The sequence below is a fragment of the Methylomonas sp. LW13 genome, assembly GCF_016865255.1.
Taxonomy (GTDB): Bacteria; Pseudomonadota; Gammaproteobacteria; order Methylococcales; family Methylomonadaceae; genus Methylomonas.
This window is the reverse complement of the sequence record NZ_CP033381.1, coordinates 141,102-162,112: the sequence shown is the minus strand read 5'-3', so window position 1 is coordinate 162,112 and position 21,011 is coordinate 141,102. Positions and strand designations below refer to the sequence as shown.

Here is a 21,011-nt window from a genome sequence, read left to right as displayed (position 1 = left end):
ACAATAGAAATGATCAAGCATCCTGATAGACATCCGTTGCAAGCCAAGCTATAAGCCACTTGAATTAGGGAGTAACGGCAATTCTTGTTACTAATGCTGACTTTGTTACCGCCAACTCAAAATTTCCGGAGCGCATTAACATGTACACGACTTACAAACTCAAAGCCAGCGAGCTTAACGACGATTTTCTGCAATCTGTTAAAGCCTTGTTCCACGATAAAGTAGTGGAAATCGCCATTTGCGATAGCTTGGAGGCCGAAGAAGACGAAACCACATATTTGCTGAAAAATCCGGTTAACAGCGAACGCTTGCTAACAGCCATTAACAATATCGAGCAAAAGCAAAATATCGTTCGCGTTGACCTATCCGAGCTATGAAAATCGCTTTCGAGCAAAGTTCATTTCTAGACTTCAATGAATGGGCGCAAACCGACAGAAAAATCTACCAGCGTATCGTTTCGCTGATTAGCGACATAGCCCGCAATCCTCATAGTGGATTGGGTAAACCTGAGCTTTTGAAGCATCAGCTGCAAGGATTTTGGTCTAGGAGAATCGACCAGGAACATCGTTTGGTTTACCGGGTGCAAAATGGTGAGTGCCTAATCGTCGCGTGCAAATATCATTACCGTTGATTCCAAGGTGGCCGCCATTAGCTATTCAGCAATTATCATCGGCGCCGGCCCCGCCGGATTGATGGCCGCCGAAGTGCTAAGCCAGGCCGGCTTGAGCGTCGCTGTGTATGACGCTATGCCCTCTGCCGGGCGTAAGTTTTTGATGGCCGGCAAGGGTGGATTAAACATTACCCATTCTGAATCGTTCGAGCCGTTTTTGTCTCGCTACGGCACACAGCGTGCCGCACTGGAACCGATGCTGAACGCCTTTTCTCCGGAGGCCCTGAGAGCCTGGGTGCAAGGCTTGGGCATAGAAACTTTTGTCGGCACATCCGGCCGCGTGTTTCCAACGGAGATGAAGGCCGCACCGCTGCTGCGCGCCTGGCTGCACCGCTTGCGTTCGAATGGTGTGCACTTTCATATGCGCCACCGCTGGCTGGGCTGGGATGATGATGGCGCGCTGCGCCTGAGCAATCCGGATGGCGAAATTTCGGTCAAGCCACAAGCAACCGTGTTGGCCTTGGGCGGTGCTAGTTGGCCGCAACTTGGGTCGGATGGGGCCTGGGTGCCATGGCTGCAGGCTCGCGGTGTGGAAGTTGCACCCTTGCAAAGCGCAAATTGCGGATTTGAAGTAGCGTGGAGTGCGCATCTACGCGAGAAGTTTGCCGGCGCGCCGCTCAAATCGATAGCGCTAACCTTTACCGACACGCAGGGCTACACCGAACGCAGGCTAGGCGAAATGGTGATTAGCACGCACGGCGTGGAAGGCAGCCTGATTTACGCATTTTCGCGGCGGCTGCGCGAATATCTGCATGTTCACGGCAGCGCCACCTTCACCGTTGACCTACTGCCAGGACGCGATGCGGAACGGGTGCTGGCCGAAATCAGCCGCCCCAGGGGTTCCCGGTCCTTATCCAGCCATTTGCAGAGCCGGGTTGGCATTTCCGGCGTCAAAGCGGCCTTGCTACGCGAAGTGCTCAGCCAGGCGCAATTTGCCGACGCCGCCATTCTAGCGAAGACGATCAAAGCCTTGCCCATCACTGTCAATGCCACCCGGCCCATCGCCGAAGCGATCAGCAGCGCCGGCGGCGTGAGTTTTAACAGTCTTGATCAAAATCTGATGCTTACCGCGCTACCCGGCGTTTTTGTCGCCGGTGAGATGCTGGATTGGGAGGCGCCGACCGGGGGATATTTGCTTTCGGCTTGCTTCGCTACCGGCCGCAGTGCCGGACTGGGCGTGTGTGACTGGCTAAACCGGCATCAAAAGTTTTAAAGAACTCCCCACTCCATAGCCGGACGCAAAAAAGGGGTAGCCGGCGCCACCCCTTCGACATCTTGTTTAGCGTGCGACTTCTGCGAATGGCCGCATTCTGCGCATTGTATTAGCCGACCGCAACGAGGCGGCTCCGGCCAATACACTGCCAAATAGCCAGAAAGCCCCCGGTAGCGGTACGCTGCCGCCGCCTCCGGTTCCGTAGTCGTACCCGTAAACCGATGCACTGGTATTCGCGGAAAAACTTCCGCTCCAACCGTCTTTAAAGACCAAAGCAACAGACAATATATCGTTTTCCGTCACGGGCGCGGAGCCGGTTGATAGGTACTGATTGACATTTTGGTTGACTGACCCGGAGTTTCCGCCATTGTAGTAACTCAAATTGAAGCTTGCGTTGGAGCTTGCCGAGGCATTACTTGAGGCACCCAGATCCCCCATCAAACTGTAATTCGCTTCGAAAATTAACAGTCCGCTGCCTTGCACGGTAAAACTGCCGGATCGCTGGCTACCGCTGCTGGCTGATAAACTTTGATACGGAAAAGAACCGTTTAGAGCGGCATTGGCGTTGATTTGATTAATCGATGTAGCGCTGGAAGCAGATCTGCTATAGGTCGATGTGGACAGTGACTCGGTAGTCGAAGTCCCTGAGCTCCAATTTGCCGCGCTATCATAGGTGTTGTAGTAGTAACCAGTATTCACTTGGCTAGTGTCGTTCTGATTACTCCACGTCACAGTTGGCAGGCCATTGCCAATATCAATGGCGGTAATTTTAAAGGTACTCCAGTCGATGACCGCGCTCGCAGAAACCGTCGCCGCCTCAGCAGATTGGGCAAGGCAAAGCGATAGCACCAGAATGCTGAACAGATAAGTCTTAAAGTAAGGTCGCCGAATCGGCTTGGCAAAGTATTTCATGGTAATGTCTCCATTGATTAACGAGCACAAATTTTCTGCGCACGGCCAAACGGCCAAAAACCGTTGCCATGCTGATAAAGACTAGCTCTTTGCGACAAGCCGCTTATTTAAAATGCTAGTCTTGACCGTCATTTAACAGCTAAGTTAACCACCGTCAATTACCATAAAAACATAACGGCTTAATCAATGTGCTACGTCAATAAAACTTGAAATTTATAAGCTGGCTTGGAATAAAATCGCCTTTTTATCTACCCGTTCTCGAGATCGTGTAAGCAAGCGACCTCGCTCGCGAGGGATTGACGGCCCGCGAGGTTTTCGATATGAGCCGTCGTTTGTTATCATCCCTGTCTTGACCAAGACACCGGCTACCCACTCCATGCAAATCCAAGCCACGCTGCAAAAACTTCTGGATAAACAAGACCTCGGCACCGAGGAAATGCGCGATGTGATGCGTACCATGATGCAAGGCGAGCTGACCGACGCGCAAATCGCCGGCTTTTTGATTGCCTTGCGCTGCAAGGGCGAAACCATCGAAGAAATTGCCGCGGCGGTCAGTGTGTTACGTGAGCTGGTGCGGCCGGTTCCGGTGCATGGAGAGCATGTCATCGACACCTGCGGCACGGGCGGCGACGGTGCCAACACTTTCAATATTTCGACGACGGCGGCCTTTGTAGTCGCGGCGGCCGGCGGCAAGGTGGCCAAACATGGCAATCGCTCGGTATCCAGCAACTGCGGCAGCGCCGATGTACTGGAAGCAGCAGGCATTAATCTGGATATGCCCGCCGAACAAGTGGCGCAATGTGTTAACGACATAGGCGTGGGCTTTTTGTTTGCCGCCAAGCATCACAGCGCGGTGCGCCACACGGTTGGTCCGCGCAAGGAAATGGGCGTGCGCACCCTGTTCAATCTGATCGGCCCTCTTTCCAATCCGGCCAATGCGCCGCATCAATTGATCGGCGTGTTCGATAAACAATGGTTGGTGCCGGTCGCGGAAGTCTTGAAAAAACTGGGCAGCAAGCATGTGCTGGTGGTGCATGCGCGCGACGGCCTGGATGAAATCAGCATCGCCGCACCGACCGACGTTGCCGAATTGATCGACGGTATCGTTCATTGCTACACCATCACGCCTGAAGGATTTGGCTTATCTCGCGCCAGTCTGGAAACGCTATCAATTACCTGTGCTACCGATAGCTTGGCTATCATTCGTTCGGTATTGAACAACCAAGCCGGCCCGGCCCGCGACATTGTGGCGTTAAATGCCGGCGCGGCGATTTATGCCGCCGATTTGGCCGATTCGCTGGATGCCGGCATTCGCCGAGCGCATCAGGTGTTGGCGGATGGGAGTGCTTTGGGTAAGTTTGAGGCGTTGATTGGGTATTCCAAAGCCCACTAAAGTATTGACGAGGTGTAATCGTTCGATTACAGTTTCTGCATGTACACAATCAAACAACTCCCCGCATTCAGCGAATGGCTGTTTGGCTTGAAAGATGGATTGACACACCGCCGCTTGGCGCGCCGACTGGAAAAGGCCCAACTAGGCAATCTCGGTGACGTCAAAGCGGTAGGCGGGAGTGTGTTTGAAATGCGTGAACATTTCGGCCCCGGCTGGCGGATGTACTATGTGCAGCGAGGCGAGGTGTTGATTGTGATGCTGGGTGGCGGCGATAAATCAAGCCAGACCGCCGATATTGCGAAAGCTCAACGCCTAGCCGCGTTGTTGGAGGACTGAATCATGAACGAAAAAATCAAAATTGCCGATTTGCCCGTGTTCGACATTACCGAACATCTGGATAGCGATCAAGCCATTGCCGAATACCTAACCGTTGTTCTGGAAGAAGATGATCCGGCGGCCTTGGCCAATGCACTCGGCAGTATTGCCAGGGCGCGAGGCATGACCGAAATTGCCGCTGCCGCAGGCATCAGCCGCGAAGCCTTGTATAAAGCTTTACGCGCCGACGCCCAACCGCGCTTCGAGACCATTGCCAAAGTCTGCAAGGCACTTGGGGTTAAGCTGACGGTGCAGACAATAGCGGCATGAGATTCCTCTGAGGGAATGCATTGGGTAAGTTTGAGGCGTTGATAGGGTATTCTCAGGCGGTCTAATTTTGTGTCGCTATCGCGACGGTTTTTTATATGTCGGGTCTCGGCCCGACAGCCGAGATACTTTCTTTTGTTTGGCCAAAAGAAAGTATCCAAAGAAAAAGCCACCCCGATGCCGCTTATTTCCTGCGCGCCGAAGGGTTTGAACGGGGTTTTCGGAAGGGCTATCCCTAGCCCTCCGAAAACGAGCGGCATCCCTGCCGCTCCCCTGCGGGCTGACCCGTCCAAACCCTCCGGTGCTCGGCGCGGCATAGGGGTGAAAACCCCGCAGGGAAATTCGAAAGCGTCTAATATTTTGAGGTTTTCGTAGGCTGGGTTGAATGAAAATGAAACCCAGCAAGAATATATTTAAGCGAGGTTTTACTTCGCTCAACCCAGCCCACGGACTCTTTGTCGCGAAGCAACTCAATTACGCCAGATACGAGATATGAGTTTAAAGTTAGAGAGTCATCAAGAAAGTGTTTTAGAAGAGCTAATGCAAAAGTCTTTTGGGGCCCAAAATATTTATATACCTCAAAATTACAAGAAAGGTGAAAAAAAGCATAAAGAAAAAGAACCTTGTGATTTAGCTTGGTTTGGAAATGGGGTTTTGGTACTATTTTATTTAACATCTGGCAACAAATCTCTCGAGAAGCAAGATGAACATAACCTTAAACAAGCAAGAAAATGGATTCACTATTGGAGGCATCAGTCTAATCAAAAACTTAATGGAATAAATAGATTTGGTGATTCTGTATCAATTTCTTTTAAGGAAATAAATTACTGCGTATTATTGTCAGTGGTGTCCCATTCAACTGGAATTGTATTTCACAAGGTTGCCAAGAACAAACCTTATGGATATACGTGCACAATTCCAGAGTCATTGATACATGCTATTTCTGGTTTTCATGGAACTGTAGTCGATCTATTAGATTTAATTTATAAGTATTCATCGAACCCGCGCCGTGCAATACTAAATCATAATCCGTTAGGCGATGAAAGATTATCAATATTAATTAAGAAAAAACAACAAGACTTAGACTCAATACTCAAACTTCGGCATGATTCAAGTCTTAATGAAAATGACTTTTCATTCATTTATGAAATGATAAATTTAAACAGGCTTCCTGCTCCGATTGGGGATAGGCTTGTTTCCAACTCATCTGGCAGGGAGCTTATTTCAAGTTATTTTGCCGATATGACTGCGCGAGACTTTATACATATTGCTATATTAGCTGAAGGCCTAATAAAAAGAACTGATAACGCTAAGTTTAGTGTTGCAGGAGAAACAAAAGGAATGCATTTAAATTGGATTATTTGTGCTACAAGTTTTTCTTCACGCAATATGATGGAATATGTCGAGCCTATCATTAAACAAGCCAGCGAAAGAAATATGCCACTTCTAGTGTACGCATACACATTCGAGTTTACCGACTATCGTTCGCCATCCATGTATGCGTTACCTCCAAAAAGAAACAAGTCCCAATCAGAACATCTTGTAAGCTTAACTACCCAAAGATTATCTATTGCTTTTAGCATGTAAATTTTTATTGTTTCGAAGTAAAACCTAAAAAATACTGGGTAACAGTATCTACCAATACCGATTTTATTGTTTGTAATTCCGGGACGGTTTTATCCCTTATGCCGCGCCGAGCACTGGAGGGTTTGAACGGATCAGCCCGAAGGGGAGCGGCAGGGATGCCGCTCGTTTTCGGAGGGCTAGGGATAGCCCTTCCGAAAACCCCGTTCAAACCCTTCGGAGCGCAGGATATAAGCGGCATCTGGGTGGCTTTTTCTTTGGGTACTTTCTTTTGGCCAAGCAAAAGAAAGTACCTCGGCTATCGGGCCGAGACCCGATGTTAAAATAACCGTCGCCTTAGCGACACAAACCCAACAAGAACAATGACCGATACACCAGACATCCTAAAAACCATCCTAACCAAAAAAGCCGAAGAAGTAGCCCGCCGCAAAAGCAATACGCCATTGTCGATGCTGGAAGAATTAGCCGGCACCGTGCAAGGCCCGCGCGGCTTTTATTCGGCGCTACGCAGCAAGGCCGATCAGAAAAAGCCGGCGATTATCGCCGAAATCAAGAAGGCCTCTCCCAGCCAGGGCGTGATCCGCGAGAACTTCAAACCGGTGGAAATCGCCGTCGATTATGCGTTTAGCGGTGCGACCTGTTTGTCGGTGCTGACCGACAAGGAGTTTTTCCAGGGCTCGGAAGCCAATCTGCAAATGGTGCGGCAAAACTGCCCGCTGCCGGCGATTCGCAAGGACTTCATGATCGATCCGTATCAAATTCACGAATCGCGAGCTTTGGGCGCCGATTGTATCTTGTTGATCGTCGCAGCACTGGACGACGCGATGCTGAAGGAATTGGCCGACACCGCCACCGGCTTGGGCATGGACGTATTGACCGAAGTGCACGACGCGGAGGAATTGGAACGGGCCCTGAAGCTCAACACCAATATGATAGGCATCAATAACCGCAACCTGCGTACGTTTGATGTATCGTTGCAAACCACGCTGGATTTGAAAAACACCATTCCTGCCGACAAGTTGATTGTCACCGAAAGCGGCATTCACACCCCTGCCGATGTGAAATTGATGCAGGAGAACGGCATCTACACCTTCCTGGTTGGCGAAGCCTTCATGCGTGCCGAATCGCCGGGGCAAAAAATGCGCGAGTTGTTTTTTTAGGTTAACTCTTGGCTCAGATTGATGCCGGCTGCCGATGCTGGAAGCGGCATTCAACCGGGTTTAGGGATAGTAAATCAAAGTATCTACCGGACGACACAGAGCGTCCATGGCGGCGTTCCCACGCGATACCTCACGCCAGCGTCAGCCCCTTCTCCCACCGGGAGAAGGTTGGGATGAGGGGATCAGAATAAAGCTTTTCTAATTTATCCCCTCACCCTAACCCTCTCCCAGTGGGAGAGGGAACTATTGCTGATGTCAACATTACCCGCCCAATTTAATCGCCCCAAAATACCGCGCCAAATCAATCCGGATCGGCATGAAATAGACATTCAAACCATTCGCTGCCGCCGAGGCAATCACGCCATTGGCAAATTCCACATTCCAATCGTAATCCGGCCGAAAACGCTTCGGAAACTTCACCTTATTTTTCACTTCCCAATAGTTCATCGAGGCCTTGCTGGTGATGGGACTAATGCCGATATAGGTTTCCAGGCCTTGCATGTGCTCGGCGTAGATGTCGATCATGCGGCTGTCGTAGAACGGCTGGGAGAAAAAGCCGCCGGCGCCGGCATCGACCTTGCGTTGGATGTAATCGCATTCATCCTGCACACCGCTGCGATGCGGGTCGAAGCCGGCGTATATGTTCAGATTTGGGAAACGCTGGCGCACAGCTCGAATCAAATCCACCACATCGGTATTGTAAAACGACCGCTTCAAACCTTCCGGCGGATCGCCGGACACCAACAATACGCTGTCCAGCGCATATTCTTCGATGATACGGTAAAGTTCGCCGCTGTCGATTTTGAAGTCTATCGCCCGAAAATGCGGAATAAAGCGGTATTTGCTCCGATCAACGCGGGTTGCCAATTCCCAGCTGCGGGTATCGAAGCGTTGGATGTCCGGGACATTAATGATGTTGATGCCTTTGTCCAAAGTTTGCACAAAGGCGTATTGCTGGTCGAAAGCCTCTAGGCTGCGCGGGACGATTTCAAACGAAATATTCATCGTGTGGCTGGGTAGTTAAAAGATTTGACGGGAAACGTGCGCGATGCGCAAAGTATGGATTGTAACGCAGTAAAAACAAAGCCCGGCGGACATGGCCGATTTCTTTGAGTGGGTTAACGCAGCCTAAGCGCCAAGAGGCGGAATAATTTCTACCCAGCGGGCTTGCTGAACAATTAGTCGGTCCCAAGCTATCACGGCGAGTGGATTGCCTCTATTATTTTTCGCTTGCGGTGGGGATTTGGTCTGTTTGAACGTCTTACTCAATAACCGCGCCTCTATTCATCGGATTTTTTCTGCCATTCCCGCCCTAATGCCAGCCAAACCTTGCCACCCGATGTTATGGATTTTGTCAGCTCTATCGGCGCTATTGACTGTTGGCTGCGAAGCGCCCGCGCCTCGGGACCCACATGCTTTGGCTTTTCAGGCACCACCACACTGGAGCAGCAACGGCCATTTTGCCGAAAAGGCCGCAACGAGCTGGTTGGCCGCGTTTAATGATGAGCATCTGACGGGCTTGGTAAGCAGCGGTCTGGCCGATAATTTTGATTTGAAAACTGCCGCTGCCCGCGTCGACGCGGCACGCGAACAAGCTGTTATCGCCGGTTCCGGCCGCTGGCCGCAATTGTCGTTAACACCCGGCTATCAACGCGCAAAGTCCAATGTGGGTGGCGAAAGCAACGAATCCGGCGCGTTTATGGCGCTGTTCAACCTGAGCTGGGAGCTGGATGTCTGGGGCCGAATCAAGGCCGGACAACAAGCCGCGGAAACCGAAGCCGAAGCGACTGGCGACGATTATCGCGCCGCGCAATTATCGCTGGCGGCACGGATTGCCCAAGCCTATTTCGAATTCACTGAAGCGCAATGGCAAGCGACGGTGGCGGCACAGTCGGTCAAGGACCGCGGCACCATTGTCGATCTGGTGCGCGGCCGTTTCAACCGGGGTTTGACCCGCGGCCTGGATTTGCGCTTGGTGCTGACCGATCTGGCAAATGCCCAAGCGCAGCTGGCCCAAGCTAGAAACGATGCGCAGTTAATCGGTAAGCGCCTGCAAACCTTGCTGGGCCGGTATCCGGGGAATGATCCAGCTAAACAAGAATTCGACGCGACATTCCAATTACCGCAGCCGCCGGAAACCTTGAGCGCCGGCTTGCCGGCCGAGCTATTGGAACGCCGTCCGGACGTCATCGCCGCATTCAAACGCTTGCGGGCCGCCGACTCGCGCTTGGAAAGCGCCGAAAAAGCCCTGTTGCCGCGCGTGACGCTGACCGGCGCGGGTGGTGCCAGCAGCGCGGCCTTGACCGAGATCATCGACCCGCGCGCGGCCGCCTGGAACCTCGCCGCCGGCTTGGCCCAGCCGCTATTGACCGGCGGCCGGCTGCAAGGGGAAATTCGCTTTAATGAAGCTAAAGTCCAGGAAGCCTTTAACCAATACCAGAGCGTGGCCTTAAACGCCTTTCGCGAAGTCGAGCAAGCGCTGGCCGCCGAAGCCTGGCTGCGCACCCAGGAACAGGCCTTGCGCGAAGCTGTCGAGCAAACCGAGGCCAGCCGTAAGCTGGCGGTGTATTCCTACCGGCAGGGCTTGATCGAAATCCTGACTTTACTCGACAGCTACCGCAGCACCCTCAATGCGCAAAGCGCTCACCTGGCCGTACAGCGGCAATTATTAAACAATCGTATCAACCTCTATCTGGCATTAGGCGGTGGCGTTTGAATCCGCAAACACTCAATTTAAAAATCCTGTTACCGATTCTGGTATTGCTGGCGGCGGCCGGCGCGGCCTGGGCGATCATCGCCGGCAAGCCGCAAAACGTGCAGCAAAACACCGAACCAACGATTCCCAAGGTCAATGTGGTTCGCGTCGAGCCGCAAAGCTTGCGGCTGAACGTCATGTCCCAAGGCGTGGTCGCGCCGCGCGAGACTATTGACTTGGTCACCGAAGTGGGCGGTAAAGTAGCGCAGGTACATTCGGCGATGGCTGCCGGCGGTTTCTTTGCCGCCAACGAATTGCTGCTGACCATAGACCCGCGCGATTACGATTACGCCATCGTTGCCGCCGAAGCCCAGCTGGCCGAGGCCCAGCGAGTCTTGATCAACGAACAGGCCCAAGTCGAGCAGGCACACAGCGAATGGCAAGCATTGGGCGAAGGCGAACCTACAGCGTTGGCGCTGCGCAAGCCGCAATTGGCCGAGGCGCAAGCCAAGCTCAAGGCCGCCGCAGCTGATCTGGCCAAGGCCAAACTCAATCGCAGCCGCTGCGAATTGCGGGCACCGTTTGCCGGGCGGGTGCTCAGCAAACAAGCAGGTTTGGGCCAATATCTGCCATCAGGCGCAGTGATAGCACGGATTTACGCCAGCGATGTCGCCGAAGTACGTCTGCCGATCAGCACCGAGCAACTGGCCTTTTTGGAACTGCCTTTGGGGCAACATGGCAAGGTCGGCCGCTGGCCGGCGGTGACCTTGCGCGCAGAACTGGCCGGCCAGCCGCATAGCTGGCAAGGCCGCATCGTCCGCAGCGAAGCGGCGCTGGACGACAACAGCGGCCAGCTTTATCTGGTCGCGCAAGTCGCCGAGCCGTTCCGGGAAAGCGCGGATAGGCCGCCCTTGCTGAGCGGATTATTCGTGCAAGCCGAGATCGAAGGCGTGCTCCGCGACGGCTTGTTTAGCTTGCCGCGCACGGCTTTGAACGGTTTGCAACAAGCCAAATTGGTCGATGCCGAGCAACGCTTGGAAATTCGCCAATTGCAAGTGCTGCGCCACGACGCCGAGCATGTCGTCGTCAAGGCCGGATTAAATCCCGGCGAGCGGGTGGTGGTGTCGGAATTGCCGGTGGCGGTGGCCGGCATGAAAGTCACCGCAGTCGAAGCGCAGCCTGACGCTGCCCCATGATGCCCACCAACCAGCGATTGGGTTTATTGGCTTGGTTCGCCGGCAATCCGGTCGCGGCCAATCTGTTGATGCTGCTGATTCTGACCGGCGGCGTGCTGGGTGTGCTTGGCGTCGATAAAGAAGTATTTCCGCGCTTCAGCCCTAATATCATCGTGATCGAAGCCGTATTCCCTGGCGCTGGTCCCTCGGAAGTCGAGGAATCGGTATGCGTGCCCATTGAGGAAGCCATCCACGATGTGCCGGGCGTTAAACATCTGCACGCCGAGATTAGGGGCGATAACTGCAAGATCGAAGTTGAAATTCTGCCGGACCACGACCGAAACCAGATGATGGCAACCCTGCAAAGCTGGGTGGAAGCCATTCCGCGCCTGCCGAAACAGCTGGAAAAAATCCAGGTGTTGCCGGCAGGCCGGGACGACGACGACGGCGTGATCTGGCTGGCCTTGCACGGGGCTACCGATGCCGCCACCTTGCAACGTTACGGCGACCGGATTCAGGAACAACTGGCAGCGATTCCGGGCGTCAGCCGCGCGCGTAACTACGGTGAGCTGGCCTATGAAATCGACATCGAAGTGTTGCCGCATCAATTACGCAAATATCAGCTGACACTGGACGACGTGGCACAAGCCTTGCGTAAGGCCTCGGTGGATCTGCCGGGTGGCCTGATCAAGAATCCCGACGGCGAGCTGCAATTGCGCGTCAGTGGCCGCGCCCGCGACGCCGACGCGGTCGGGGCCTTGATCGTCAAGACTTTGCCGGACGGCAACCGAGTGCGGCTTGAGCAAATCGCCACCATCAAGGACGGCCTGGAAGAACGCTTATGGGCCTGGCATCACAATGGCGAAACTGCGCAGGGTTGGGAGATTCACGCCGAACAGGACAGCGTCGCAGTAGCCCGGCGCGTCAAAGCGTATGTCGAAGAGATGCGCGGGCAATTGCCGGACGGCTTGCGTCTGATTACCTGGTGGGACGATTCGCAAGCTTACGATGAGCGCATCGGCACGCTGTTGGAAGACGGCTTGAGCGGCTTCGTGCTGGTCTGTCTGGTGCTGACCTTGTTCTTAAGGCTGCGGGTGGCGCTGTGGGCTGGCGTCGGCATTTTTACTTCGGTGCTGGGTGCGTTTTGGCTGATGCCGGCCCTGGATATTTCTCTGAACATGCTGTCCTTATTCGGTTTTTTGCTGGCGATGGGCATCCTGGTGGACGACGCCATCATCATCGGCGAAAGTGTGCATAGTCGGCAGACCGAAGGCCGGGAGTCACCGCTGCAAGCGACGATTAAGGGGGTGCAGGAGGTGGCGCTACCGGTGAGCCTGTCGGTATTAATCGTACTGGTAGCGTTTTTGCCCGGCCTGTTTTTACCGGGTTGGGCAGGGCAACTGATGCGGCCGATTTGCCTGGTGATGATCTTGACGCTGGTGTTCTCACTAATCGAAGCCCTGCTGATTTTGCCATCGCATCTGGTCGGCGACATCGATACCCAGGCCAAGCCCGGCCGTTTACAACGCTTGCGCGAGCGAATGAATCAGAGCTTGGATCGTTTCGTCGTACGTGTTTACCAGCCGCTGTTGGAAACGGCACTGGCCTGGCGTTATTTGACCGTGGCCTTGTTCATCGCCCTGCTGGCAATTTGCACGGCCTTGGTACTAAGCGACCGGGTGCGGCAGTCGATTAATCCGGATGTCACCAAGGACAGTTTTTGGGTATCGATGCAATTGCCGCAGAGTGCGCCTTACAGCGAGGCACAAGCACTGGCGACCCAAGTGGAAAAAGCCCTGTTTGCTTTACGCGACGAACTGGACGGCGTGGATCCAGCAAGCCGGCAAAACATGCAAGCCGCTCATGCCAACGACCAGAGTGTGATCGTCGGTGTGGAAACGATTATTTGGGAGCATGGCGCCGGTATTTGGTTGGAATTCTCGGCAGAAGGCCGCCGGCGTTTGAAAGTTGAAGACTTCATCCGCGACTGGCGGCAACGTATCGGCGATATTGGCCGGGGCAAGGTCGATTTTATTTACAAAGAAGGCGATGTGCCTTACGACATCGAGTTGCTGCTGGGCGCCGACGACCCAAGCCTGCTGCAACCCGCCGCCGAGCAACTCAAAACGGCATTGGCGGCGTTTCCCGGGGTTTACGATGTGATCGACTCATCCGAACCGGGCAAACCGGAAGTACGGCTGGCGTTAAAGCCGGAAGCCGAACGCCTGGGCTTGCGCCTGGAACAACTGGCCGAGCAAGTCCGCCAGGGTTATTACGGCGAGGAAGTGCATCGCTTCCTGCGCGGCCGCCGGGAAGTAAAAGTGATTGTGCGCTATCCGTTGGAACAACGACAATCGTTGGATGCGTTGAAGGCTCAACCAGTACGCCTGCCGAACGGCAGCAGCGTGCCGCTAAACGATCTGGCCGAGATCAAATTGGTGCAAGGCTATTCCCGGTTGAACCGTGAAGACCGGCATCGGGTGTTGAAGGTACAAGCCCGCGTCGATCCGACCAAGGCCGATGTCAACGGTATTTACGCCGCGCTGGAAAGCGGCGCCTTGCCGCGTCTGGAGCAGGCGTTTCCCGGCCTGAATGTGCAAATCGGCCAGCAGCGCCAGGAACAGGAAGCGATGCTGGCGGCCTTCGGTAAAAATACCTTGATCGCACTGTTGGTGATCTATGCTTTGATCGCGGTGCCGTTTAAATCTTACAGCAAACCGCTGATCTTTCTGTTGGCAGCGCCGGTGGCCTGGAGCGGCGCGGTGCTGGCGCATTGGGCGGCCGGATTGCCCTTATCGATGGAATCGTTAGTGGGCATGATTGCGGCTAGTGGCGTGGTGGTAAACGACAGCCTGGTGCTGCTGGATTATATTCGTCAGCACGGCGACGAAGATACCCCGGTGGAACACCTGATCAGCGCCGCCTGTATCGCCCGTTTTCGGCCGATCTTGCTGGCCTTTCTAACCAACTTTGCCGGTTTTTTGCCGACCTTACTGGAAACCAGCCAGCAAGCGCAGTTCCTGATTCCGATGACTTTGTCGCTGTCAGCCGGCCTGTTGATCGGGATGGCCGCCAGCTTGATTTTGACGCCGGTTTGCTATGCGATTTTGGGGGCCAGACGATAGGTGGTATCGCGGTAAAAACCAAAGCGGTAAGTTTGGCCTGATGCATTGGTGGCGGGGGTTTTTGGCAGGTAGCGATGTTGCCACCACTTACTAAATTAGCGGCGGATTCGCGTTGTAAGGCAATCCTATCAAGCCGGTGTTATGCTGCGAGGTACGGTGGCAGTGACGGGTATTTTCATTTACTAAAACATAGCTTTAGGGAGGTCTGAAAACATTTGTCATCGTTGTGTATGCGCGGATCTAGTAAGGTGATTGCAAAGGGCCCGCGCTTTCTGGGGAGCGGCACTTGGGTATTGTTATGAGTTACCTTGGGAAAGGTCGGCGCCGTTCAGTTTTTTCCGTTCTTTTTAAAATAGCCACTCTGATCTCAGAATTTTTGGGCACATTGTTCTTTACTTTGTCGTCAGTATTACTCGCCTGTGCCTGCCGATTTTGAGAATGGGTACAGTGATCTTTCCATACACGGGAGTCCACCATGAACAAACAGACATTCATCGCATCCGCCGTCATCACTACCTTAGTGGGTTGCGCCACGCCGCCGATTGAGCAGAAAGCGACCATCGAAAATGATTTGAGTACCGAATTACCCGCTTCAGCCGCCGGCATATCTGCAGAGCCACTGTACTTTTCTTCGCAACAAGAAGCCGAAAGCGCTTTGATCGGTTATAACTACGGGCTGACCCTGCTTGCCGATGGCCGGGTTCAAGCATTTGTCTCGGGTTTAAACGGGTCGGGCATGGAAAACCCCTTCGACGTGGTCAGGGCAAAATCGCAAAGTTCATCAGCCAAGATTACCGACCTGGCCGAGGCGGAAACTGAAATGGCATTTCCGCAAATTACCCTAACAGGCAAAAAGAACGGTCAGGCAGCTATCGACGCATTGGGCGACAAGCTGGGGGATGTGGCGAAAGCCTACGACATGTCCAGCGAACGCCTGGAAGATATATTGCGCACCGATGCGTCCGCCTGGATCGATGAAAGCGGCCGCCTGCTTTATATCGACGAGCATACCAAAATCACTCAAGGACAAGGCGAGCAAGAAACCGCCACGGTCACCAGCACCGGTAGCGGCGTAGCCAGTACGGCAACTGCCGACCCATTCGCCCTGCACAGCAAGCCTGGTTCCAATCGCGTTATTTATTTGGACTTCAATGGCCACATCGCGACCAACACGGCCTGGAGTATGACTACGCTTACCGCTCAAGCCTATGATATAGATGGCAACCCGGGCGCTTTCAGCACTACGGAATTAAATAACATTCGCGAAATATGGCAACGGGTAGCGGAAGACTACGCCCCATTCGATGTTGACGTGACGACCCAGGAGCCCACTTTGGATGCCTTGAGGCGCAGTAGCACCAGTGACATTCAGTACGGCACTCGAGCCGTGGTTACCCGGTCTATGCCGGAACTTTGCAACCAGACATGCGGCGGCGTGGCTTACGTTAATGTGTTTTCATATTATTCAGCCGCCTACCCGGAACGCTATCGGCCCGCCTGGGTATTCTTCGACAAACTGGGCAACGGTTATCCCAAATATGTTGCAGAAGCTATTTCACACGAAGTAGGGCATAACTTAAACCTCAATCATGATGGCAATGCCAGCACCGGCTACTATGCCGGCCATGGTAGCGGTGCTACCGGCTGGGCGCCGATCATGGGAGTGGGCTATTACAAACCTGTCGCACAATGGAGTAAAGGCGAGTATCCGGGCGCCAACAATCTGCAGGATGATCTTGCAGTAATAAACGCTGCGGGTGCGTCTGTGCGGCCCGATGACTTCCCGGATGCAACAGCCAGTGCGGCACCATTAGCCGGCGACGCCAGTGCGGTTTCACAAAGTGGCATCATCGAGCGCACAACGGACGTCGACGTTTTCGTATTTTCAACCGGCGGGGGCAGCGCGCAGTTGAATGTTACACCCGATGCAATAGCGCCCAATTTGGATGTGTTGTTAACGTTAATTGACGCGCAAGGCAAAACGGTGGCCCAAGCCAATCCGGTGGACAGCTTGGCGGCATCCTTAAACGTCTCGCTCAACGCCGGAAAATATTTCCTGAAAGTCGAAGGAGTAGGCAAAGGCGACTTAACTACGGGTTACTCTGACTACGGCAGCCTTGGTCAATACCAAATTACCGGCAATTACCCGGTTGTAGCGTTGGTGCCACCCTCAGCAGTCATCACAGCGCTGCCAACTGTCGGCGACGCTCCGCTGAATGTTACGTTGAATGGTGCCGGCTCAAGCACTAAAAACGGCTCGATCTCTTCATACGCCTGGAATTTCGGCGATGGTTCTGCGGCAACAACTGGCACATCGGTCAGCCACATCTACAATACCCCCGGCGCCTATACCGCAACACTAACCGTTACCGATAGCAGCGGTTTGAAAACCAGCACCACACAAAGTATTCAGGCGGCGCAAAGTGTCGTAGCGATGAATATGAAAGTTGCCAGTACCGTGATGACTCGAAAATTGTTAAGCGGAGGTAAATCGCAATGCGTCGCCAACATTACCGTTAAATCCGGAACATCGACCATTACCGGTGCAGGCGTCTATGGTACCTGGAGTGGCTCGGTTACCTCGAGCACCAGCAAAACTAATGTGACCGGGGCAAGCTATTCCATTACCGGCACAAAGGGCTCGACCAGTTTGAGCAGTGCCCTGTTACCTAGCAACAGCAAGGGTACTTGCGCGTTCACCGTCACCAAGGTAGTTAAAAATGGCTACTTGTACGATGGTAGTGGCGCTATTTCACGCAGTTTGTCCTGGTAAGTTAATTCTCGGGGGCGGCTGGTTCTTGGCCGTCCCCGACGTATTCCGGAGTTGCCCCGTTTGACGATAATTCATCCGAAATCGGGATAACCTTAAAAACATTACCGCTCCCGCTTACATCCCCTAGCGGCTTATCCCTCCTCTCCCAAAAGCTCCTATTGCCCTGCTCAACAACAAGCCCGCAAATAGCCGGCTCTGCGTCGTCACGTAAACTGCAAAAGACGCGCAACCCCCTGCCGCGCTAAAATCCCCCTATTGTGCGGTGTCGCACCCAGCCAACTTTTGACCATCATGCTCAATTTCAAAAACATCGCCATCCGTCGCGGCAACCGTTTGCTGTTTAGCGAGGCCTCTTTCACGATACATAAAGGCCAAAAAATCGGTCTGACCGGAGCCAATGGTGCCGGCAAATCCAGCTTTTTTGCGTTATTGCGCGGCGAATTGCATGCCGACGAAGGTGATTTTTCCATGCCGCCGAATCTGGAAATCGCCCATGTCGCCCAGGAAACCCCGGCCTTGGAATGTTCAGCCATCGATTATGTGCTGGACGGCGACAGAGAGTTACGTGCGTTGCAGGCAAAATTGCATACGGCCGAGCAAGCGCACGACGGCATCAAATTGGCGGAGCTACATGCCGCTTTGGATCATGTCGGCGGATACACGGCGCAAGCTCGGGCCTCGCGTTTGTTAAACGGTCTGGGTTTTAGCACCGAGCAAGAAAGCCGGCCGGTCAGCTCATTCTCCGGTGGTTGGCGTATGCGTTTAAATTTGGCGCAAGCGCTGATGTGTCGGTCCGATGTTTTACTTTTGGACGAACCCACCAACCACTTGGATTTGGACGCAGTGATTTATCTACAGGATTGGCTCGGCAAGTACCCCGGCACGCTGCTGTTGATTTCGCATGACCGCGATTTTCTGGACACCATCACCGACCACATCGTGCATATCGAGCAAAACAGAGCCGAAATATACACGGGCAATTATTCCGACTTCGAACGCATGCGCGCCGAAAAACTGGCTCAGCAACAAACCGCCTACGAAAAGCAGCAGCGTGAGATTGCCCATATCCAAAGTTTTGTTGACCGTTTTAAAGCACAAGCCACCAAAGCCAGACAGGCGCAAAGCCGGATCAAAGCGTTGGAGCGCATGGAATTGATCGCTCAGGCTCACGTCGATTCGCCGTTTGGTTTCAGTTTTCCGCCGCCGAAGAAAATGCCCAATCCACTGCTGAAAATCGAAGAAGCCGACATCGGCTACGGCGATAAAGTGGTGATTAAAAACGCCAGCCTATCGATTGCGCCGGGCGACCGCATCGGCCTGCTCGGACCCAACGGCGCCGGCAAGTCCAGCCTGATCAAAGTACTTTCCGGGCAAATGCCGGCATTGACTGGTAAGCTACAAACCGCTCAGGATTTGCATATCGGCTATTTCGCTCAGCATCAATTGGAATTGCTAAGCCTGGAAGAAAGCCCGCTCTGGCATCTGCAAAAGCTGGATAAACAAGCGACTGAAAAAGATTTACGCAATTTTCTGGGCGGCTTCGATTTTCGCGGCGACAAGGTCAACGATCCGGTCGGACCGTTTTCCGGCGGCGAAAAAGCCCGCTTGGTGCTGGCGATGTTGGTTTATCAAAATCCGAATTTGTTGCTGCTGGACGAGCCTACCAACCATCTGGATTTGGAAATGCGCCACGCTCTGAGCGTGGCTTTGCAGGAATACCAAGGCGCTCTGGTGGTGGTTTCGCATGACAGACATTTATTGCGCTCGGTGACCGACCAACTGTTATTGGTAGCCGGCGGCAAAATCCAGCCGTTCGACGGGGATTTGGACGATTACAAGCAATGGCTTGCCGAACAAAAGAAAGCGGGCGACGAACCGGTCGCCAACGACAATGGCGGCGGGGTGTCGCGCAAGGATCAGCGTAAACTCGATGCGGAGCGCCGGCAGCGTTTAAAACCATTGTTGGACGCGGTGAAAAAAGCCGAAGCGGCAGTGGAAAAGTTTCATCAGCAACAGCGCGATCTGGAAGAACAATTGGCCGATCCGGCCATTTATGCCGAGGAATATAAGGAACAATTAAAGCAGTTACTGAGCCGGAAAGGCCAAATCGATAGCGCGCTGGAACAGGCAGAAATGGATTGGCTGGCAGCGGAGGAAAACCTACAACAAGCGGAGTGATCATGTACCAACTGATGGTGTTGTTTTTTGAGATTTGCATTATGCGCAAAGGCCCGCAGGATGTGCCGGCGTCGCCTTGGTTAATGCGGCTGATGTTCATACCCTATTTGCTGGTTAATCTATTGATTTTGCTGCTGGATAGCGATTGGTCGCATGCCCTGCTGCAAATTGCCGCCGAGACGGTGTTGATGATAGGTTTTTGCTATCCGCTACTCTATTTTTCCGGAAAAACCGCCCGTTTTCCACAAACCCTGACAGCACTATTGGGCTCTGATGTGGTGATTAGTTTGTGCGCCATTCCGGCGGTCGCCAGTCTGTATACCCAGATCAGTCAGGTGGCATATATCGCGATGATAGCTCTGATGGGCTGGCATTGGCTGGTTAACGGCAATATTTTTCGGCATGCCCTGGATAGGCCGTTGATGTTCGGCTTGGCGTTGGCTTTTTTATATATACTGATTTCCACACAGGTTATGACTTTGTTGTTTACCGAGATCGCTGTTAGCGATTAGGAGGAATTATGTCGATTTATAAACATGTTTTATTGGCGGCCGATTTTTTTGAACATGGCGGTCAAGTTGCGGAAAAAGCCAGGCAAATCGCCGCGCAAAACGCTGCCCAACTGAGCTTGGTCCATGTGGTCGATAATTTGCCGATTACCGATCCGGCCTATGGCCCCATCATTCCCTTCGACGTGGATCTGACCCAGGAACTGATGGATGCCACCAAGAAACGCCTGCACGAGCTGGGCGAGAAACTACAGGTTCCCGCCGAACGGCAACATCTGGAAATGGGTAGCCCCAAACTGGAAATCGTCCGGGTAGCCGAAGAGATTCAGGCCGACTTGATTGTCGTAGGTTCGCACGGTCGCCATGGTTTAGCATTGTTGCTCGGCTCTACTGCCAACGGCGTGCTGCATCACGCTAAATGCGATGTACTGGCGGTGCGGTTAGCGGATGATTGAGCTGGTTTTGGGCGGCGCCCGTTCCGGTAAAAGCCGCTATGCCGAGCAACAGGCTTTGGCCTCCGGCCTGCCCGTGGTTTATATCGCCACCGCTGAAGCCGGTGACGACGAAATGCACAGCCGCATCCAGCACCATCAACAACGCCGGCCGCCGCATTGGTTAACCGTTGAAGAACCCATCGCCTTGGCGGACGTGATTAACGAATATGCCGGCAAACAACATTGCTTGCTGGTGGACTGTCTGACGTTGTGGTTATGCAATGTGTTGTTCGATAAACAAGGTAATCTGCAAGAACAGCGCTATCAGCAACAAGCCGATGCCTTATGCGCCGTACTGGCGACCGGCAGGCAACGGGTGATTATGGTCAGCAACGAAGTGGGCCTGGGTGTCGTAGCCGCCGACGCCATGACGCGCCGATTCGTCGATGAAGCCGGCTTTTTACATCAAAGACTCGCGCAAATCAGCGACAAGGTGGTGCTGGTCACCGCCGGTTTGCCGCAAATCCTCAAAACCCTGTAATTTGATT

18 protein-coding genes are annotated in these 21,011 nt (G+C 53.6%); 16 read left to right on the top strand and 2 right to left on the bottom strand.

Features of this window, described 5'->3' with window-relative positions; translation table 11 throughout:
- Positions 1 to 140 precede the first annotated feature (140 nt).
- From JL719_RS00680 to JL719_RS00670, 3 genes are read left to right on the top strand one after another with little or no spacing between them, the layout of a single operon-like run.
- Positions 141 to 377 (top strand): hypothetical protein, encoded by a 237-nt coding sequence (locus tag JL719_RS00680; protein WP_033157508.1) that lies wholly within the window; start codon positions 141 to 143, stop codon positions 375 to 377.
- Complete coding sequence (locus tag JL719_RS00675) at positions 374 to 631, top strand: Txe/YoeB family addiction module toxin (protein WP_033157509.1); 258 nt, start codon at positions 374 to 376, stop codon at positions 629 to 631. The genes JL719_RS00680 and JL719_RS00675 overlap by 4 nt, the downstream gene beginning before the upstream one ends.
- A 7-nt stretch (positions 632 to 638) precedes the next feature.
- The gene (locus JL719_RS00670; RefSeq protein ID WP_033157510.1) at positions 639 to 1,883 is read left to right on the top strand and encodes a TIGR03862 family flavoprotein; all 1,245 of its coding nucleotides are present in this window, start codon (positions 639 to 641) and stop codon (positions 1,881 to 1,883) included.
- A 66-nt stretch (positions 1,884 to 1,949) separates the two neighbouring features.
- Here JL719_RS00670 and JL719_RS00665 read toward each other — a convergent pair whose 3' ends face one another.
- Positions 1,950 to 2,795 (bottom strand): hypothetical protein, encoded by an 846-nt coding sequence (locus tag JL719_RS00665; RefSeq protein ID WP_033157511.1) that lies wholly within the window; start codon positions 2,793 to 2,795, stop codon positions 1,950 to 1,952.
- 376 nt (positions 2,796 to 3,171) lie between these two features.
- On the opposite strand from JL719_RS00665, the gene trpD reads away from it, so the two are divergent.
- The 5 genes from trpD to trpC all read left to right on the top strand — a co-directional run bounded on the left by trpD (position 3,172) and on the right by trpC (position 7,574).
- A complete protein-coding gene (trpD, locus tag JL719_RS00660) occupies positions 3,172 to 4,188 on the top strand; it encodes an anthranilate phosphoribosyltransferase (protein ID WP_033157512.1) in 1,017 nt (338 codons plus the stop codon).
- A 39-nt stretch (positions 4,189 to 4,227) separates the two neighbouring features.
- Positions 4,228 to 4,524 carry a type II toxin-antitoxin system RelE/ParE family toxin gene (locus JL719_RS00655; RefSeq protein ID WP_033157513.1) on the top strand — a complete coding sequence of 99 codons (297 nt, stop codon included), beginning with the start codon at positions 4,228 to 4,230 and terminating at the stop codon, positions 4,522 to 4,524.
- Between the two features lie 3 nt (positions 4,525 to 4,527).
- Positions 4,528 to 4,833 (top strand): addiction module antidote protein, encoded by a 306-nt coding sequence (locus JL719_RS00650; RefSeq protein ID WP_033157514.1) that lies wholly within the window; start codon positions 4,528 to 4,530, stop codon positions 4,831 to 4,833.
- Between the two features lie 489 nt (positions 4,834 to 5,322).
- On the top strand, positions 5,323 to 6,417 hold the full coding sequence (locus JL719_RS00645) for a hypothetical protein (RefSeq protein ID WP_033157515.1): 1,095 nt from the start codon (positions 5,323 to 5,325) through the stop codon (positions 6,415 to 6,417).
- A gap of 359 nt (positions 6,418 to 6,776) precedes the next feature.
- The gene (trpC, locus tag JL719_RS00640; RefSeq protein WP_033157516.1) at positions 6,777 to 7,574 is read left to right on the top strand and encodes an indole-3-glycerol phosphate synthase TrpC; all 798 of its coding nucleotides are present in this window, start codon (positions 6,777 to 6,779) and stop codon (positions 7,572 to 7,574) included.
- Positions 7,575 to 7,835: 261 nt separating this feature from the next.
- On the opposite strand, the gene JL719_RS00635 is transcribed toward trpC, so the two are convergent.
- The gene (locus tag JL719_RS00635) at positions 7,836 to 8,579 is read right to left on the bottom strand and encodes a methylenetetrahydrofolate reductase (RefSeq protein ID WP_033157517.1); all 744 of its coding nucleotides are present in this window, start codon (positions 8,577 to 8,579) and stop codon (positions 7,836 to 7,838) included.
- A 310-nt stretch (positions 8,580 to 8,889) separates the two neighbouring features.
- Here JL719_RS00635 and JL719_RS00630 point away from each other — a divergent pair, with 310 nt between their 5' ends.
- The 8 genes from JL719_RS00630 (at position 8,890) to cobU (ending at position 21,004) form a co-directional block, all read left to right on the top strand.
- Positions 8,890 to 10,290, top strand: coding sequence for an efflux transporter outer membrane subunit (locus JL719_RS00630; RefSeq protein WP_033157518.1), 1,401 nt, complete (start codon positions 8,890 to 8,892; stop codon positions 10,288 to 10,290).
- Entirely contained in the window at positions 10,287 to 11,465 is a 1,179-nt protein-coding gene (locus tag JL719_RS00625; RefSeq protein ID WP_033157519.1) for an efflux RND transporter periplasmic adaptor subunit, read from the top strand. Before JL719_RS00630 ends, JL719_RS00625 begins: the two co-directional genes overlap by 4 nt.
- Entirely contained in the window at positions 11,462 to 14,569 is a 3,108-nt protein-coding gene (locus JL719_RS00620; RefSeq protein WP_033157520.1) for an efflux RND transporter permease subunit, read from the top strand. Before JL719_RS00625 ends, JL719_RS00620 begins: the two co-directional genes overlap by 4 nt.
- A gap of 475 nt (positions 14,570 to 15,044) precedes the next feature.
- On the top strand, positions 15,045 to 17,342 hold the full coding sequence (locus JL719_RS00615; protein WP_033157521.1) for a PKD domain-containing protein: 2,298 nt from the start codon (positions 15,045 to 15,047) through the stop codon (positions 17,340 to 17,342).
- A 291-nt stretch (positions 17,343 to 17,633) separates the two neighbouring features.
- Positions 17,634 to 19,520, top strand: coding sequence for an ATP-binding cassette domain-containing protein (locus JL719_RS00610; RefSeq protein ID WP_033157523.1), 1,887 nt, complete (start codon positions 17,634 to 17,636; stop codon positions 19,518 to 19,520).
- 2 nt (positions 19,521 to 19,522) lie between these two features.
- Positions 19,523 to 20,032 (top strand): hypothetical protein, encoded by a 510-nt coding sequence (locus JL719_RS00605; protein ID WP_033157524.1) that lies wholly within the window; start codon positions 19,523 to 19,525, stop codon positions 20,030 to 20,032.
- 8 nt (positions 20,033 to 20,040) lie between these two features.
- Positions 20,041 to 20,484 carry a universal stress protein gene (locus JL719_RS00600; RefSeq protein ID WP_033157525.1) on the top strand — a complete coding sequence of 148 codons (444 nt, stop codon included), beginning with the start codon at positions 20,041 to 20,043 and terminating at the stop codon, positions 20,482 to 20,484.
- Positions 20,477 to 21,004: a bifunctional adenosylcobinamide kinase/adenosylcobinamide-phosphate guanylyltransferase gene (gene cobU / locus JL719_RS00595; protein WP_033157526.1), complete on the top strand. Its 528-nt coding sequence runs from the start codon at positions 20,477 to 20,479 to the stop codon at positions 21,002 to 21,004. Before JL719_RS00600 ends, cobU begins: the two co-directional genes overlap by 8 nt.
- Positions 21,005 to 21,011: the final 7 nt, after the last annotated feature.

Bases quoted from the DNA above. Each gene is read 5' to 3' on its own strand.
- JL719_RS00645 (WP_033157515.1), top strand. From the start codon at position 5,323: ATGAGTTTAAAGTTAGAGAGTCATCAAGAAAGTGTTTTAGAAGAGCTA.
- JL719_RS00635 (WP_033157517.1), bottom strand. From the start codon at position 8,579: ATGAATATTTCGTTTGAAATCGTCCCGCGCAGCCTAGAGGCTTTCGAC.
- cobU (WP_033157526.1), top strand. From the start codon at position 20,477: ATGATTGAGCTGGTTTTGGGCGGCGCCCGTTCCGGTAAAAGCCGCTAT.
- JL719_RS00620 (WP_033157520.1), top strand. From the start codon at position 11,462: ATGATGCCCACCAACCAGCGATTGGGTTTATTGGCTTGGTTCGCCGGC.
- JL719_RS00610 (WP_033157523.1), top strand. From the start codon at position 17,634: ATGCTCAATTTCAAAAACATCGCCATCCGTCGCGGCAACCGTTTGCTG.
- JL719_RS00650 (WP_033157514.1), top strand. From the start codon at position 4,528: ATGAACGAAAAAATCAAAATTGCCGATTTGCCCGTGTTCGACATTACC.
- JL719_RS00615 (WP_033157521.1), top strand. From the start codon at position 15,045: ATGAACAAACAGACATTCATCGCATCCGCCGTCATCACTACCTTAGTG.
- JL719_RS00605 (WP_033157524.1), top strand. From the start codon at position 19,523: ATGTACCAACTGATGGTGTTGTTTTTTGAGATTTGCATTATGCGCAAA.
- JL719_RS00655 (WP_033157513.1), top strand. From the start codon at position 4,228: ATGTACACAATCAAACAACTCCCCGCATTCAGCGAATGGCTGTTTGGC.
- JL719_RS00600 (WP_033157525.1), top strand. From the start codon at position 20,041: ATGTCGATTTATAAACATGTTTTATTGGCGGCCGATTTTTTTGAACAT.
- trpD (WP_033157512.1), top strand. From the start codon at position 3,172: ATGCAAATCCAAGCCACGCTGCAAAAACTTCTGGATAAACAAGACCTC.
- trpC (WP_033157516.1), top strand. From the start codon at position 6,777: ATGACCGATACACCAGACATCCTAAAAACCATCCTAACCAAAAAAGCC.
- JL719_RS00665 (WP_033157511.1), bottom strand. From the start codon at position 2,795: ATGAAATACTTTGCCAAGCCGATTCGGCGACCTTACTTTAAGACTTAT.
- JL719_RS00680 (WP_033157508.1), top strand. From the start codon at position 141: ATGTACACGACTTACAAACTCAAAGCCAGCGAGCTTAACGACGATTTT.
- JL719_RS00675 (WP_033157509.1), top strand. From the start codon at position 374: ATGAAAATCGCTTTCGAGCAAAGTTCATTTCTAGACTTCAATGAATGG.
- JL719_RS00630 (WP_033157518.1), top strand. From the start codon at position 8,890: ATGCCAGCCAAACCTTGCCACCCGATGTTATGGATTTTGTCAGCTCTA.